The organism is Proteus penneri (assembly GCF_022369495.1).
Classification (GTDB): Bacteria; Pseudomonadota; Gammaproteobacteria; order Enterobacterales; family Enterobacteriaceae; genus Proteus; species Proteus penneri.
The window spans coordinates 3,597,578-3,614,613 of the sequence record NZ_CP059690.1 but is presented as its reverse complement, the minus strand read 5'-3'; the positions used below and the strand labels follow the sequence as shown (position 1 = coordinate 3,614,613).

Genomic DNA, 17,036 nt, shown 5'->3' with positions numbered 1-17,036 from the left:
ACAACGGGAATATGACTATCAATATAAGGGGATAAAAAGAAATAATGGAGGATAGAAATAGTTAAATGAAATATTTTCACTCGAGAAGCTACTCTGACACAAAGAAAATGTATCAGAGCAGTTCACGAATAAGGATAGAACTCAGAAAGGCTCAGGTATTACGATAACACTATTGATTAATAGAGTTTTTTCGCTGTTTCATACCAATCAGCTTTAAAGACACGTTTCATATTCATGACCGCATCAATAATATCATGGTGAACCAGTTTTTCATTTTGAATACCAACACAACGACCACCGTAACCTTCTAATAGCAGTTGTACAGAATAAGCTCCCATACGAGAAGCAAGAATACGGTCGTAAGCAACTGGAGAACCACCACGTTGGATATGACCTAATACCGTTGCACGCGTTTCATGTTTAGTTTCGGCTTCAATAAAACGAGCTAATTCATGCACATCACAAACATGTTCGGTGATTGCGACGATTGCGTGGCGTTTACCACGTTCAATACCCGCTTTGATTTCTGCCAGCAATTCATCACGATCAAAAGGTAATTCAGATTCAGGCAGAACAACAAATTCACAGCCCCCTGCGATTGCCGCAGACAGTGTTAAGTCACCACAGTAACGCCCCATCACTTCCACGATAGAGATACGTTTGTGAGAAGTTGATGTATCACGTAAGCGGTCAATTGCTTCAACAGCCGTTTCTAATGCAGTAAAATACCCGATAGTATAATCAGTGCCAGCAACGTCATTATCAATTGTGCCCGGTAAACCGATACATGGAAAACCTGCTTCCGTCAGTTTTTTCGCACCAAGATAAGAACCATCACCGCCAATAACGACTAGGGCATCAAGCTCATTTTGTTTCATGTTCTCGATGGCAACAGCGCGAACGTTGTCTTCACGGAATTCAGGGAAACGAGCAGAACCAAGGAACGTACCACCACGGTTGATCATGTCTGACACACTAAAACGGTCGAGTTTTTTCATGCGATTTTCGTATAGCCCCATATAGCCATCCATAATCCCATAAACCTCTAAACCTTCACTTAGTGCGGCACGAACAACACCACGGATCGCGGCATTCATACCTGGTGCATCACCACCACTTGTTAAAACCCCAATTCTTTTGATCCTATTGACCATGATTACCTCTGATTCTTATTCGATGTAATTATTGCAAAATTGTTGGAATAACTTTTTATCTCAATATCGGCTTGTCTGGTATTATATACCGATATCGTAAATGCTGAATTGATTCAACAATACCATTGTACGCATATTTTTTACCAGTTCATCATTATCGTATATTTTTTTTCATAAACTTGATGCGCATTAAACTAATCAAATGGGCTATATAAAGATTATACTAGTCTATCTCAAATATGTTTCTCTAATAAGTTAACACTTTTTATACAGACACTTTACTGCCTTTTTGCATTCATCTCAAAAAAACGCTATTTATGCTAAAAAATAGCATCGGCATATTTTGATAAATATTCAGTTTTTCTCTGGTGTGATGTTCTATCTGCCGTTTATCTCTCTATTTTGTGATGTCATCCTTTTAAAGAAAAAAATGATCTAAGGTACATTTGTGACCGACAACAAAGTTCTCTGGTTGATTTACCGCTTTTCAACCGAGACTGATACAGTGGAACTTTCACTTAATAGGAGGTTTTATGTTTGATTTAACGGGTAAAATCGCTTTAGTTTCAGGTGGCGCAAAAGGCATTGGTAAAGGTATTGTCATCGCCCTAAAAAATAGTGGTGCTAAGGTGATTATTGCCGATATTGATGATGTTGCTGGCAATAAAACAAAACAAGAATTAAATGTTGAGTTTATGCACCTTGATGTCACTCATCAATCCGCCTGTGAAAAAGTGGTTGATGATGTCGTAAAAGAGTATGGCAAACTTGATATTCTTTGTTCCAATACAGGCATTTTCCCTCAAGCCACGATTAAAGAGATGACCGAAGCTGATTGGGATAAAATGCATACAGTTAACCTTAAAGGTATGTTCTTTTTAGTGAAAGCTGCACTTCGTGTCATGGAGAAACAAAAACAAGGTCGTGTGATTATCACGTCATCCATTACGGGTGCAATCACAGGCTATCCAGGTTGGAGCCACTACGGGGCAAGCAAAGCAGGACAACTTGGCTTTATGCGCAGCGCAGCATTAGAATATGCACGTCATGGTATAACCATTAATGCTGTGATGCCGGGTAATATCCTCACCGAAGGCTTACAGGCGCAAGGTGAAGCATATTTAAATCAAATGAAGGCATCAATCCCAACACATACTTTAGGTGAACCTGAAGATATCGGTTACGCCGCTGCCTTCTTTGCGTCGAATGAAGCAAAATATATTACAGGGCAGACAATTATTGTCGATGGTGGACAGATTTTACCTGAATCTCCAGAGGCGTTGTTGTAATAACCTCATTAACCAAGGAAATAATTTGATTTCCTTGGTTTTCCTCGTCCTAAAAAAAAACTATAATGCCTAAAATAATACAGCCATAATTAATCAATAATCATTAATCCTTAATTGACATCATGAAGAAACTCTTAAAAAACAGCATTATTCAATGCTTAATTTTGCTTATTTTTGTTTTATTACTACATATCTCTCTAGGCTATATACTACGTTTTTTTTATGTTCTTACTTTTACTGCATTTCTTCTATGCTTATCTGGTCGTTTTAAAAAAATCTATTCTATTTGTATAGTATTATTATCAATAACAGGCGCTATTTATACACCGATTGGTTTAAAATATGGCTCTCCTAACATTAATTCTGTAATTTCAGTTTTTTATACAAATACGAATGAAACTTTAGAATTTATTCAAACCCTTTCGCCTATAAATATAATATATAGTTTATTGGTTGTTATATTTGGTTTACTTAGCTTAAAAGTTAGTGTTTTTATTAAAAATAAACCCTGCTTTTTCATTACTTTTATTTTTATTATAACAAGCATTACTTGGCCAATAAAAGACCTGATAAATAATGGTACCTATAACTTTGAAGCAAAATTACCAATACTGCGTTTTTTTAGTGATATAAAAAAACATTATGATAGTGTAAAAATAGAAAATAAGTGGATCAATACAGAACTGAATAAGAAAGATAATTGGCAACCTATTAATAATACAAAATATAATAATTATATCTTAGTTATTGGAGAGAGTGTTAGGCGAGACTTTATGCAACGTTATGGTTTTTCTATAAAAAACACACCATTTCTAGAAAAAAGCCCGGTTATTCAATTTAATAATTATATCTCGGCAGCACCTTCAACACTACTTTCGCTTCCTCAATCTTTAACAGTAAAAAATAAAAATACTCATGAGCTTGAGTTACCAAACAATATTATCACTCTAGCTAAAAAAGCGGGTTTAAATACTTTTTGGTTTTCAAATCAAGGTTCTATGATTGGTTCAGACTCAATTATTTCCACCATAGGAAAAAGAGCAGATACCTATCATTTTTTAAGCAAAGGCGATTATCATAATAATGGTCTCACAACCGATAATGATTTATTACCTGATATTAAGAAAGCTCTTTTCAATTCTAATGGAAAAACCAATCTCATTGTTGTGCATTTGATAGGCTCTCATTCACAAGCGTGTGCTAGAACACAAGGTAAATATGATGAATTTTTTCAATCAACCGAATTATCTTGCTATGTTCAAAGTATCAAAAATACAGATAAGCTATTAGAAAATATTGTAGATATATCAAATAGCACAGGGAAATCATGGTCTTTACTTTATTTCTCCGACCATGGGCTATCTTATGAAAATAAAGGTAAAAGTTATGCAAAATTAGCTCATGACGATAAATTTAAACAGAATTTCGAGGTGCCTCTTTTTATCCTATCCAGTGATAGCAAAGAAAAAATAAATATAACCAAAAGAAGAAATGGCCGATATTTCATGTCACTTTTCTCTGAATGGACGGGTATCACTGACTCAAAAATCCCTAACTATTGCCATATGATTTCTAATGATATTTGTTCTGACCAAAATACAGTTATAAACTTTCAAAAAGAAGAAATTGATTATAATCTGCTACCAGAAGACAAAATCAATTAACCACATTATATAGCTCTCTTAATAAAGAGAGCTATTATTTACTCTATCCAATCGATAGCTTTCAAAATATTATCCAATTACATTCAATTAATATATAATTAGACAACCTTATATTGATAAATGTGATTTAAAATCATGAATGTCTTAATCCCTAATCTACTAGGACATATATGGATAGGCCCTGATCCTAAACCAACTCAATGGATGAACACATGGGAAAATAAACATACGGATTGGAAATACACTGTTTATGATAATAATTTTTTAAATAATTATCATTTCAAAACACGAAACCTTATTGAGTTCTATTATAAACTAGGCCTATATGCTGGTGTCGCTGACCTAATGCGATATGAAATCTTATACGAATTTGGTGGATTTATTCCTGAAGCAGATAGCATCTGTTATCATAATACAGATGAATTATTTACAAAAAAGCAAGCCTATACCGTATATGAAAATGAGTTTATTCGAGGAAATTTGGTTGCACCTATTTATGCATGTGAACCTAAAAATGAATTCGTTGGACAATTAATAAATGAATTACTGCAATTAACACCTTTAGACTTGGATTATCCTTGGATATCAACAGGAAATTTTTTTGTAGCCAAGATGATTCAAAAATATAATCCAGACATCACAATTTTTCCATCACACTATTTTAATCCTATTCATTATGAAGGAATAGTGTATAACGGTGATGATAAAGTTTATTCAAAACAACTATTTGGCTCCACTTCATCGAAATATAAAAAAAGTATTAATCCCATTAATATCTTTAAAGCTAAACAACAGAAAAAAATGAGGAAAATTTTTCTTAATAATATTTCAAAAAGAAAAAAGGAAAAATTTTCAATTGATTTTTAAACAATTAAAAATTATTAAACTCCATAAAATAATTAAACAAAAGAACAAAAAAAAGCCCCTCTCCAGAGGGGCTGCAAAAGACAGGGATGGTGTCCGAAAATAGAATCTAACCCATTGTTTTTATTAGATTCCAATAGCGCACTGTCCACCAACTGTCCACATCCACTAAAAAAAACGACCACATTGATATAAAGACTAGCCCCTTACTTTAGGGGCTTTACTTACCACATTTCGTGTCTCATCATTAGAAATTCTTAAGATTCTTCTGTTTATCGTTAGAAAGGGAAAAAACATGGAATTTCTATTCATTGTATCAATTTTTTTATTTTTAATATCTGTCGTTTGCATAACTCTAGGCATGATAAAACCTAGCATCATCAAGTTAAAAAACCGCAAACAATCGTTTATTGCTTTTCTTATTACCTTTGTTTTATCAATCATTGGGGTTCTTAATTTCGCTCCCGATACTCCTGACAACCAAGTCACCGAAACACAAGAAACAATAACCGATTCTTTTGTATGTAGTAATAAAAATGCAATCTACCCTACTGTCGCAAGCATGATGGAAGATTTTGGAGACTATCCTTCTGATACCAACGCGTTTGAAATTATCAATGAATCTCCTCTAAAAATTAGATTGTCAGCAACCGCTTACGATAATGATCCAACTAGTGTAAAAGATAATTTAGCAAAGCGCGCCCTTATTTATGGAGTATTACGCACATTTATCAATACAAATAATAATGATGTGACAGTAGTGTCTTACCTTATTAATAATGATAATCACCAAAAACTTAAAGATAGCCCTGAATACACAGCTACAATTACCAAAGATCAAGCTCTAAAAATTACCCAGAAATATATTCCAATCAATTCATTGAACGACTTAATTGATGAAAACTGCTCATTCACAAAACAGTTTAATGAATTACGTTATGACGATAGCGGTAAAAAAGGTTTTGATAAATTCTTTAATGAATTAACGGCAAATAAATAAAACAACGCCCGGAATACTCCGGGCATTTTCCTCAAATCGCTAATGCCTGTTGGCAACACTTATCTACATGCGGCTCTACCCGTTCAATCAACTGAGGCTTTGAAATAAACCGCGTTACGGTTTCATGGCTCACGAACGTCGCACCACAATTGATATTCTGGCACTGGTTATAACGTTCTTTGGTATCGGAAGATATTTGTTGACTACTACGGGTATGGGCGGCATGACCACAAACAGGACAAATCATCATAAACGGGTTACCTCTTTATGATGTGGAAATTACCTGTAATTATACACAGGCACTATTCCTTATCCATATCTATCTCACTGCTTTTAACTTCTAATTCTAACGAGGTGGTAAATCCGCTATTGTTCAATGAATGACTCACCGTGACCAACGTCCAATAGGCCTCATCAATCTCAGGCTTAAATCCGCTAACCTTTACGGGTAATTCAGGAAAGAGATCCGCACGCCCTTTCGCAAGGGTAATACTAAAAGAGGCAACACCTCGCTGTATTTTTTCCCACGCGGCTTTCGCGGCACGTTCAGCATTGGTTTTACTCGCATAAGTATGAGACAACACCATCACATTACCTTCTTCACCTACTAAATAATCGCCTTGTTTTTCTTGTTCTTTTTTCGGCTTATTGTTACCTCGTCTTCGCCTTCTTATTTGCGCTTGAGACTTTTCTTGAGGCTTCCGAGTATTCAAAAAATGAGCAACAACTCCCGTGTAAGCCCCTCTATCCACTAATGAGAAACGGTGTCCATCTCCCGCACTTCGGGTGATTTGTACTAGCGGTAATGCTTGACCACTGGCGGTAGTATTGCCCCCTTGTACCATAAACAACAAATTGCCGTTTTTAACACAAGCGGTGGCACCGTTTAATTGTCCTAAGCGCGTTAAAAAACTACCGTCTGACTCATTAGTCTGATCGATATGTTCAATCTTTACCGTATCAAGACCAGGATCAACCACCGCCGTGACATTATTACGCCCTGCAATGGTTCTGACGATATCGCCTAATGTTTTTTGGTGGTAAGACATTTCACGGCGCACATTCAGCGTTGCCCTAAAATCGGCACTACGAGCGCGCAATGTCATTTTATCCGGCACACCTGAATGCTCTATTTCATCAACTGTAAACGAGCCTTTATGAATAAGGTTTTCACCCTGCCAACCAAGATGTAAGGTTAACACCTCACCCCGCTTTGGCATCATTAATGCGCCATCAGAATCATCTAACTCAATATCAAGCCGGTCAGCTTCAAAGCCCCGATTGTCCGTTAATGAAAGCGAAATTAATCGTCCTTGAATTTTGGCGCTAATATCTTCATCACCAGCAATTAACACAAAAGCCGGTATGCTACTTTTACCGGTGATCATTTCTGGCAACATTATGATAAAACTCCTTTCATCGCTTCACCGGCACCATTGGCCATCATGCCTAATTGGTCGCTTAAATCTCCCAACATCTGACTGATGGAGTCATCCACCCGTTTTAGTGTCAGCGAGAAATCAATTTTTCTGGCTGCACCATCTTGGAAAAATTCGGTATGGGTACGTTGTAAATCGGTGATCACAAACATGCCATGAATGGTACCCGTACCATCAATAAACGACCATGCTTTACCGCTATCCGCCATGAGTTCTAGAGCCAGCAACGACACTTTACCGCCAGTTAATGAGGGATAAAGCGCCCCCGATAAGGTGATCACATCGGTATCAGGGCCAATAAATTGTTGTGCCGGTCGGCGTGCGACACGTTGAGTAAAACCATGTCGCCACGTTTGTTGTTTTTGTAGGGATTGATAAGGTACGGTGCGTAACTCGAACACAAATACCCCAAGTGCTGCCATCATTACCACACCTCACTGTCTTGATAACGGCTATTTAATCGTGCTTGTTTTTCACGCTCACGGCGTTCGATTTCCGCAATAACAAGCTGGGCAATATCTTGCGCAGATTGATTCGGTTGAGGATGAATATTAATTTCATAATGTGCCGGCGCGCCTTGATAACGCTGTTGTTGAATATTCACATTAGCCGGAGCAGGACGATAGTTTTCAACGGGCAAACTGTGCGGGTGCAACGGGGCATTTTGTGCCTGTAACGAAAAGGCACTGCCTAGCGATAATGCGGCAGCCGCTAACATCGCAGTGTGTTTACGACTAGTGATATTCGCAGGGCCTTCGACAATTTCAGGGCCATTTTCTCCCGCAATACCAAATTTACCACGAGGAATATAACCGCCGGAATCATACATACCGGCAAAGTTGCTGTTGTACGAATCTAACGCAGACTGCACTTTCGGATCATTACTTTTCATAAACTCAGGGGTGAGTGCTTCTTTAGCGGCGGTTGCCAATTCCCCAATGCTATTTTTAAAGTCCGCCCATTTATTTTTGATCCCCTGAATAATGGCATCAATCAGGTCACTACCAAACTGCAAAAATTTAGCCGGTAATGCTTTGGTGTCTTCGACAATTTCATTCCATTTTGTTAATATCGTGGTTTTTATCGTTTCCCACGTTTCTTGTACAGACTTAACAATATGATTCCAACCGTTTTTAAATGTTGTTTTAATCCCTTCCCAAGCATCTGAAATTTTAGTTTTTATCATCGTCCATGTTGTTTGGGTGTAACTGACTATCGAATTCCAATGTTTAATAATGAGCCCAAGCGGTGTCCAATTAAAGAATATATACTTGATGGCCTCCCATGCACTCTTAATAGTATCTTTTAGCGCTTGCCATGCGATAGCAGTATATCTTTTAACGGTATCCCATACCTTGTAAACGTAGGGGCCAATGGTGTCCCAGTTTTTATAAATCAGATAAACAGCAGCCGCAATAGCGGCAATAACCAACAAAATAGGGTTAGCTAACATGGCTTTACCCAACCCTAAAAATGCACTACCTAATAATTTTATCGGTTTTAATAACAGTGTGAGCGCGCTACCGCCTTTAATGCCTAAAATTGACAAGCTTAATTTCGCGGCGGCTAATGGCCCTAACATTGCCGCAATGGATAACGAGAGAATACCCAGCGTGGTAATAATGCCTGCTATCGCTAAACCGATCATCGTCAGCGTTTTAGCCAGTTCAGGGTTAGCCTTTACCCATGATTCAACCTTTGATATTGCCTTTGTAATACTTTGAGAAATTTGACGTAATGGTTTATCAATTCCATCAAATATTTTTATACCTAAAGCTTCCCACGCTGATGTTAGATTTTTCATATCACCATCAAGGTTGTCCGTCATAGTACCCGCGACGTTTTGCGCTTCGCCTTTAGCTTTTTTTAATTCATCTACAAACTTCTGTAATTCTCCTTTTCCTGCTTGTTCAGCAAGCACAGATAATGCAGAAAAAGCCTCCTCACCGGCAATCGCTTTAAAGAAGCCTGCCCGTTGTGCATTACCCATCTTAGCGGTTTTCTTATCCAACTCAGCTAATAACTCAGGAAAGTCGCGTAAGTTCCCTTTTGCATCGCGGGTTTTAATGCCAAGTTCTTCTAATGCTTTGGCGGCCATTTTCGGTGGCTCCGCCAAACGTCCTAAAATTGCCCGCAATGAGGTACCCGCCATTGAGCCTTGAATACCCGCATCACCCAATTTACCCGTTGCGGCGGCTGCGGTTTCTAAATCAACCCCTAACCCTGACGCCACCGGTGCAACGTATTTCATGGTGTCGCCAAGCATGGTTAAACTGGTATTTGAACGAGTAAAGGCCCCGACCAACACATCACTCACTCGCCCCATTTGGTCAGAATCGAGCTTAAAGCCGGTTAAAATATTGGAGCCGATATCTGCCGTGGTACCTAAATCAATATCACCTGCTAATGACATTGCCAATGTTCCGGGCATAGCATTTTTAATTTGCTCAGGCTTAAAACCTGCCATGGCGTAGAATGCCTGACCTTGCGCCACTTGGTTGGCAGTAAAGGCTGTAGTTGCGCCTAATTCCTGCGCTTGCTCACGCAACATCTTAAATTCATCAGAATTTTTATCTAAGCGCGTTAATGCCTGCACCTTTGACATCCCGACATTAAACTCGTACCCCGGCATTAAGGTTTGTTTGGCGGAATACAACATACCCACACCGGTTGCCGTCATGGTGGCACCAGTGCCCGCCATTTTATTTCGTACATCGAGCGTCTTTTGATACTGCGATTTAGCCGCTGCCATGCGCCGCTCTTGTTCAGCACTGCGCCTTAACTGATTTTCTTGCCGGCGGAGCTGTTGCGTAGTGCGTTCAATATCACTATTCAGTCGCCGTTGCGCTTGACCGAGTTGGTTTGTTGAAATGCCATTAGCTTGTAATGCTGAGCGCTGTCGCTGTGCCGACTGCTGTAATTGCTCATACTGGGCTTTGAGTCGCCCCGCTTCCCGTTGCGCTTTTTTAAACGCCTCTAACTGTTTTTTAGTAGGGTTTTCACTGTTGGCAATTTCTTTGGCGAGAGTAGCAACACGTTGTGTGGCGGATTGATACGCCTGCTGTGTAGAGGTTAACTGCTGTTTAATCTTACGAAAGCCGTCAATTTGTGAGGCTTGCTGATTGAGGTTTTTTAGCGAGTCACGAGATTGACGCACAGCGGACGCCAATCGTTTATTACTTTCTTGCGCACTGCGAAACGGTGCGGTTAATTTATCAACCGCACTCAGTACAACTTGTAATTTTAAGTTATTACTCATCCTGTTGTCCGCACCGTTTCGCCGCTTGATAGCGCCATGACAATAATTCTGAAAGGCTCATTTTGCCGGTGTCTGCCGGTGACCAATGAAAAATGACGGCGATATCTGCCGCCAGTTCATCGGTGGTTAATTCGCTAGGGAATCGGGCATAACCGACTTCGGTAATAAAAAATTAACCACCTGCACACTTAGATTTATCAAGTCGCCCGCGGCTAAAGACAGCACATCTTGCTTTGTCAGTGTTGGCATAGTAATGCGCGGTAGCACCTGCATCATGCTATCAACATCCATATCCATTAACGGCTGTAAACGCACACCGCGTAATGCCCCTGAATTGGGTTTAAGCACGGTCACTTTTTCAATTTTGGTTTCACCACGCATAATCGGTTGTTCTAAGGTCACCGTAGCTTGGTCGCCATTAACAACAACCCACTCAACTTGCTCTTTGTTCTGTTCTTCGATTGGCTCTTTCATGTTCTCTTTCCGCATTTAATTAAAGCCCCAGCGCGTCACGCTGTGCTTGTAACAGGTCTTTACCGTCCACTTTTTCCACCATATTGACGATATCAATCTCAATGATTTCTTGACCGTCCATCACTAACTTGTAGTAAGTGGGTTTTACGGTGATTTTGGTTTGTGTGTTATCACCCGATTTCCAGTTACCCGGATCGATTTCGCTATAACGGCCACGCAGAACCACCTCTACAGCAAGCACTTCCCCCGTATCATCACGCTGATAAGCACCACAAAAACGCAGTTGTACGGCATCAATGGTTGAGGCACCCCATTGGCGGTAAACGTCGATATCAGCACCACCGAGAGTAAACTCACTATCAAGCGCGCCGTCATCAAGACCCATATCAATTTGCACCGAACCATTCATACCGCCCCCGCGATAGGCTTCTAACTTGCGGGTGATTTTGGGTAATGTGAGTTCTTCCGCAACGCCCACATAATTGACGCCATTCATAAATAAATTAAAATTCTTTAGCTTGCGTGGTAACGCCATGATTTACCCCTTGATTTTGTTACCGAAATCCATCAGGTATTTATCGGTAATACGCTGACGTAACATCAGATTTTCCATTGGTGGCACTGGTGTATAGTCATAATCCAGTGTGAGTTTGCCGTCTTTGAGTGCTTCTTTGCTATTTGATATTGGGTCATACCAACATTCACCGCCTAACAAGTAGCCCTGACTGACCAGTGAACGTAATTTTGCATTGATGGTTTCAACGATATCCCGCGCTAAAGATGGCGTTAACGGTTTATCAATTGCCCACATCTGCCCTTCCGCCATGGTGTCAGCGAGGACTTGCGCAGTTCGGGTATAAGATTCAAAGGCAAATAGTGGATCATCCGAACAGGTACGCGAACCCCAAAAACGAAAACCATCACGGCGGATAAGTGTCGTCACCCCTTTTTCATTCAGTAAACCGGCATCAGTCGTGGGATCTTGTAAATCCCAATAGATATCTTTAGAAATACCCGTGACACCGTTAACGGTGATATTGGACAGCGTCTTATGCCAGCCAATATCATTGTCTAACTTGGCGCGCAAACCTAACGCTCGCGCCGTGGCATAAGCGGTTGATTCGCTGTTAGTGGTGCTATCCCATGAGGTAAAATCAGGAAAAATCACCATTAATTCACGCTGACCAAAGTTGTCACGGTACTTGATTGCTTCGCTGATATTTTTACAGTCGTAAGCCGAAACATAGCCAAAGGCGCGGAGCTTTTGACAAATCACCGCAATCTCATTGGCAACGGCTAACGTATCGTGACCGGGCACGCCAATAATACGAGGCTTAATGCCGTGTTGAGATTGAGAGGCTAGCAGTGCTTGTAATCCTGTTTTTAGCCCTTCTTCGGTAGTGCCACCGATAATATTAGTGGTGGTTTCTGCCTCTTCTTCACCTTGTGCAACACGTACTACAATAGTGATGGGTTTAGCCTGATCTGCAATCGCCTTTAACGTGCTGGCTAAAGTACCGGTTTTCCCTGCTTTACCGATACCCTGTGATACATCGGTCAATAAGACGGGCTTGTTTAAAGGAAAGGCTTTTTCGTCCGCATCATCAGCGGTGCAAACCACGCCAACAATAGCGGTGCTGATAGTGCGAATGGGGCGGGTGCCTTCGTTAATTTCAATAACGCGCACACCGTGATGATAATCTTGTGCCATGCTCACGGACTCCTATAACTGTGTCCGTGTAGCATGAAAAATTAGCGGTTAAATTGCACGAAAGCAGGATTCTTTGAACGATGATACAATGACTAAACTGGCTTTTGAGGCCATTCGATATCTGGCGCCATTGAAATATCAACACGATTTAACAGAACTCGGTATTTTTTCCATTTTTGCAGTGCTGTAGCCTCTTCTTCTGTGGCTAAGTCAACATCAATAGCTTCTTGCAAATAAGTGATTATGTTATCTGCTTCATCTAAGCGTTGTGACTTCTCCTGCTTAATCTGTGTAATGAGTGCCGCTTTTTGGGCTTCTGTGTCAACAATCCAGTTCTTACCATCCCATTTATCAAACTCACTATTCGGTTTTAACAATGTGAGAGATTCAGGCAATGGCCCCATAAAATCAATGATGATAGGTTGCTTTGTTTGCGTATTGTAGGCGGTTAAATCTCGGTAATCGTCAACAATCTCCCATGTACTACCATCTTCTCTACGTCTAACGGCTTGATTTTCTTTTTCGGGTAATGGTGGTTCATCTAAATAAGCCCCCGCAGATAATGAAACATCAAACATGACATTTTCCATGGTTGCGCCCATATATTCATGCGTAATTGGATGAGCTAAATAACACTTAACCCAACCTGCGATTTCTGCCAAACCATTATTACCGATTTTTCCTTTCTGGATATCTAAACTATATTTGCTCATTATGCTGCTCTCACTATATATAAAAAGGCGATATTACGTGGGCGGGTTTCATTGCCAAATTTTCCTTCAATTTGTTGCAAGATACCGTAACCTCCTTGATTATTAGTGCCCGTACTCCCTATCCAACCCACCTTTTCCTCATACTGTTGCGCTACCTCGCTATCATTACTAAATAAGTTGGTTGACAACAAGCTATTACCTTTTTGAGCTGATAATACGGAACGCCCCGCATCAATACCTCGCCCACTATCCAAACCACGAATAAACTCACCGCGCAAATCGGGTAGTTTTCCTGATGGATAAGCAACGGCAAGTTTTGGGTATGTTGATTTATTAAATGTTTGACCATTGCAGATTAGATAACCACTGGGCGCTGTGGGTAATGACCAAGGGATTGGGTGAGAAATTGTAAGATCTGACTCGGTTAAAACCCTCTCCCTATTGAAAGTAAGTTTGCTACTTTCGATATTGATACTGGCATTTTCTTCTTCATTGCTAATCGTCAGAGTATTATTAAAGCCCCCGTAGCCAATGTACCCCCTGCGGCTATCATTCCCATGATGGAAAGAAATTAACTCAGGTTGCGGTGAGTCAGGTTTGGAATCACTTCGTTTAAGTTGCAAATTCCTTCCGTGACTATCTGTTGTCACTATAATTGCACCAACCTCACCACCAGACTTATCTAGTTTGTTATTGAGTAAGTTGTTTTCCTCTGCTTTTGTGTAGCTATCACCTTTTAATGCGTAGTTACCAACAGGTTGTTTTTTATCCAGCGCTGTGTTCATTTCTGATACTGTTGGATAATTTCCTTTAGGCTGAAATATCTTTCCAGCTTCTGTTTTGGTTAAAATGTTATCCCCATTAAAAGTAAGTTTGCTACTTTCGATATTGATACTGGCATTTTCTTCTTCATTGCTAATCGTCAGAGTATTATTAAAGCCCCCGTAGCCAATGTACCCCCTGCGGCTATCATTCCCATGATGGAAAGAAATTAACTCAGGTTGCGGTGAGTCAGGTTTGGAATCACTTCGTTTAAGTTGCAAATTCCTTCCGTGACTATCTGTTGTCACTGTAATTGCACCAACCTCACCACCAGACTTATCTAGTTTGTTATTGAGTAAGTTATTTTCTTCTGCTTTTGTGTAGCTATCGCCTTTCAACGCGTAGTTACCGACAGGTTGTTTCTTTCCAATCTCTCTTGTCACCAAATCTAAACTGGGTACTTTATTTACATCATTACCGAGTTGCTGTGAGAGACTTGATTTATCTATTTTTTTATTGATTTCTAAATTAAATGTCTCAGTAGTGACATAATTACCGGCAGGCTGATAATTGCCTTTGGGTTGAAATAATTCTGTCACGCCTTTTTGACTAATAACTTTTTCTTTTGATACGCCTTTTTCATGTACGATATTACTGTTGTCAAATTTCTTTTTTACTTCGTCTTTTGTTGCATATTCTTTTTCAACCGTATCTAAAATGGATTTTGACGCTATTTCAATAGCATTGTCTACAGACTCACGCGTAGCAAGTATCACCGAGGGGTCAACCTTTAACTCAACGGATTCGGTGTGACTAACGGTTAAAATCATGCGGATAGTCTGCGTTCGTCCGCTTCCCTCTTGTAATTGTGGCTTATAGGTTTCAGGGCAATTACCCACGGCAATTAAACTGCCCTCATCATCAAATAAACCAATCTCACGTATCCAGTAACCGCCCTCGTTTTCGGGTATAACCTGCTCTGCAACGATTTGATTCGCATTTTTTGAATCAATAAACAGGGTATTAATTCCAGCTCGACGTTTTTCATTAACTAATTTTGTTTGCTCTGCGCTTGGCATCGGTAACGTTCCGCCACCGTCACCCACAGCCATTTGGGTAATTTTTAAGGTAGTGCCTAGTGCCGTGGCTTTTGCCAGTTTATTGGCACCAATCACCGTTAATAAGGCAAAAAACTTAGCGCTCATGTGCGACCTCAACTTTATCAATAATGTGTACTCCGACCGCCGTTAATGGCGCACCAGACACGGTAATTTCTTCTGCAAAATAGGGGTAAACCGTTAACTCATCACCGCTCAACGTCGCGGCAGAAAGATAAAACTCACCTTGCGAATCAAGGTTGATAGATAACCCCAAGAGATGCCGACTAACAGGGCGTGCATCGGCAATCAAACGCTCTAATTCGTCATAAATTTCTTGAGTAATGCCGTTTTCTTGCACGCCCACATCAAGGCGAAATGTGCCCGGAGGGTCGTCGGTTTGCCACCATTCAGTGACTTTGATGATGTAACCTAACGGCTCGACCACGCGCTTAAGTGCGCCAATGGTGCCCTTGTGTCGGTGAATAAACATCGAATCCCGTACGACTTGGCGCTTAACGGATTCTGACCAGTTTTCATCCCATCTATCAACCGACCAGGCCCATGCGAGATACGGCAATAACTCAACAGGGCATGTGCTGGCGTTCCATAGTTGGCGTAAAGGCACCGGCAAGGTTTGCAAGGACTGGCAAGCAATAGCGGCGGCCTTTTCTAATGGGCTACTGCCTGACGGTAATAAGCTATTCATCAGAGCCACCAATGGTTAAGGTACTTTGGGTACAATAGGAGGCTTGCGTTTTATCCAGTACCACATCTTTAGTGGGTTGTTTTAATTCCACACGTTGCACGCCCTCCACATGCAACGCGGCATAAATCGCTGACAGGCGAATATCACGCCCTAAGCGGTGTTGCTCTGTGATGTATTGCGTCAAACGTTGATTTGCTTCTTTGCGTATCGGCTCCGACTCAGGCCCCGGAAATAAAAATAACGTGGCATCAATTTGATAGGGAATAATTTTGGCAGATTGCACTTTGATGCGATCAGCAACCGGTCGCACATCTTCATCGTTTAACGCGTGCTCAACAATGCGCAGTAATTCTTCCGATGCAGTGCCGTCACCCTCACGAGATAACACGGAAATAGTGACATTTGCCGGCGCTGGGCTGATCGCGGACACATCGGACACCCGACCATCGGCACTACGGGCATGAAATTCATAACTACCCACCGGCCCCGCAACACTTAGCCCCTCAAACGCGGCGGGAATGCGTAAACGCAAATCATCGTCAGACTCTAAAATCGCCGGTGTAGGCGGAATAGTGTTGTTATTGGCAGGGCGTAACACTAAACGCGATAAATTATAATTCGCCGCTAACTGATCTAAATCCGCCCCTTTTGCATACGCCACCATCACCGCGCGGGCAGACTCATTGATACGCTGGCGCAATAACAACTCACGATAGACGTTTTCTTCTAACAACTTGGTCAGCGGTTCCGACTCTAACGATAACGTATTAGCAACCGCATCACGCAAATGGACGGGCATTGCGGCAATCAATGCCGTTTTGCGTTCGCGTAATAATTGTTCTGCATCTAACGACTCAATCACATCGGGCGGTGTTAATTGGCTTAAATTAATCGTTGGCAT

17 protein-coding genes are annotated in these 17,036 nt (G+C 40.7%); 4 read left to right on the top strand and 13 right to left on the bottom strand.

The annotated features are described in order from the left end of the window. Positions 1–176: 176 nt before the first annotated feature. Positions 177–1,154: a 6-phosphofructokinase gene (pfkA, locus tag H1225_RS16255; protein ID WP_109398909.1), complete on the bottom strand. Its 978-nt coding sequence runs from the start codon at positions 1,152–1,154 to the stop codon at positions 177–179. A 533-nt stretch (positions 1,155–1,687) separates the two neighbouring features. Here pfkA and fabG point away from each other — a divergent pair. The 4 genes from fabG to H1225_RS16235 all read left to right on the top strand — a co-directional run bounded on the left by fabG (position 1,688) and on the right by H1225_RS16235 (position 5,971). Continuing rightward, positions 1,688–2,443, top strand: coding sequence for a 3-oxoacyl-ACP reductase FabG (gene fabG, locus H1225_RS16250; protein ID WP_006534171.1), 756 nt, complete (start codon positions 1,688–1,690; stop codon positions 2,441–2,443). 122 nt (positions 2,444–2,565) lie between these two features. Next, on the top strand, positions 2,566–4,107 hold the full coding sequence (locus H1225_RS16245; protein ID WP_239739296.1) for a phosphoethanolamine transferase: 1,542 nt from the start codon (positions 2,566–2,568) through the stop codon (positions 4,105–4,107). A gap of 135 nt (positions 4,108–4,242) precedes the next feature. Further along, positions 4,243–4,974, top strand: coding sequence for a glycosyltransferase family 32 protein (locus H1225_RS16240; RefSeq protein ID WP_239739294.1), 732 nt, complete (start codon positions 4,243–4,245; stop codon positions 4,972–4,974). 292 nt (positions 4,975–5,266) lie between these two features. Further along, on the top strand, positions 5,267–5,971 hold the full coding sequence (locus tag H1225_RS16235) for a hypothetical protein (protein WP_239739292.1): 705 nt from the start codon (positions 5,267–5,269) through the stop codon (positions 5,969–5,971). Positions 5,972–6,002: 31 nt separating this feature from the next. Here H1225_RS16235 and H1225_RS16230 read toward each other — a convergent pair whose 3' ends face one another. The 12 genes from H1225_RS16230 to H1225_RS16175 form a co-directional block, all read right to left on the bottom strand. Next, positions 6,003–6,221: an ogr/Delta-like zinc finger family protein gene (locus tag H1225_RS16230; protein WP_012368178.1), complete on the bottom strand. Its 219-nt coding sequence runs from the start codon at positions 6,219–6,221 to the stop codon at positions 6,003–6,005. A 52-nt stretch (positions 6,222–6,273) separates the two neighbouring features. Beyond that, on the bottom strand, positions 6,274–7,371 hold the full coding sequence (locus tag H1225_RS16225; RefSeq protein WP_161745678.1) for a phage late control D family protein: 1,098 nt from the start codon (positions 7,369–7,371) through the stop codon (positions 6,274–6,276). Further along, on the bottom strand, positions 7,371–7,835 hold the full coding sequence (locus H1225_RS16220; RefSeq protein ID WP_036907694.1) for a phage tail protein: 465 nt from the start codon (positions 7,833–7,835) through the stop codon (positions 7,371–7,373). Before H1225_RS16220 ends, H1225_RS16225 begins: the two co-directional genes overlap by 1 nt. After that, a complete protein-coding gene (locus tag H1225_RS16215; RefSeq protein WP_239739291.1) occupies positions 7,835–10,669 on the bottom strand; it encodes a phage tail tape measure protein in 2,835 nt (944 codons plus the stop codon). Before H1225_RS16215 ends, H1225_RS16220 begins: the two co-directional genes overlap by 1 nt. Further along, complete coding sequence (locus tag H1225_RS16210; RefSeq protein ID WP_230507027.1) at positions 10,662–10,730, bottom strand: GpE family phage tail protein; 69 nt, start codon at positions 10,728–10,730, stop codon at positions 10,662–10,664. The genes H1225_RS16215 and H1225_RS16210 overlap by 8 nt, the downstream gene beginning before the upstream one ends. Before the next feature lie 65 nt (positions 10,731–10,795). Continuing rightward, positions 10,796–11,158: a phage tail assembly protein gene (locus H1225_RS16205; RefSeq protein ID WP_239739290.1), complete on the bottom strand. Its 363-nt coding sequence runs from the start codon at positions 11,156–11,158 to the stop codon at positions 10,796–10,798. Between the two features lie 4 nt (positions 11,159–11,162). Then, positions 11,163–11,678, bottom strand: coding sequence for a phage major tail tube protein (locus tag H1225_RS16200; protein ID WP_102086885.1), 516 nt, complete (start codon positions 11,676–11,678; stop codon positions 11,163–11,165). Positions 11,679–11,681: 3 nt separating this feature from the next. Next, positions 11,682–12,854, bottom strand: a complete 1,173-nt coding sequence (locus H1225_RS16195; protein ID WP_239739288.1) for a phage tail sheath protein — start codon at positions 12,852–12,854, stop codon at positions 11,682–11,684. Between the two features lie 92 nt (positions 12,855–12,946). Next, positions 12,947–13,567, bottom strand: a complete 621-nt coding sequence (locus H1225_RS16190) for a tail fiber assembly protein (protein ID WP_239739287.1) — start codon at positions 13,565–13,567, stop codon at positions 12,947–12,949. Then, positions 13,567–15,534 (bottom strand): phage tail protein, encoded by a 1,968-nt coding sequence (locus H1225_RS16185; protein WP_239739283.1) that lies wholly within the window; start codon positions 15,532–15,534, stop codon positions 13,567–13,569. Before H1225_RS16185 ends, H1225_RS16190 begins: the two co-directional genes overlap by 1 nt. Further along, on the bottom strand, positions 15,524–16,135 hold the full coding sequence (locus H1225_RS16180) for a phage tail protein I (protein WP_104836614.1): 612 nt from the start codon (positions 16,133–16,135) through the stop codon (positions 15,524–15,526). Before H1225_RS16180 ends, H1225_RS16185 begins: the two co-directional genes overlap by 11 nt. Next, positions 16,128–17,036 carry a baseplate assembly protein gene (locus tag H1225_RS16175; RefSeq protein ID WP_239739281.1) on the bottom strand — a complete coding sequence of 303 codons (909 nt, stop codon included), beginning with the start codon at positions 17,034–17,036 and terminating at the stop codon, positions 16,128–16,130. The genes H1225_RS16180 and H1225_RS16175 overlap by 8 nt, the downstream gene beginning before the upstream one ends.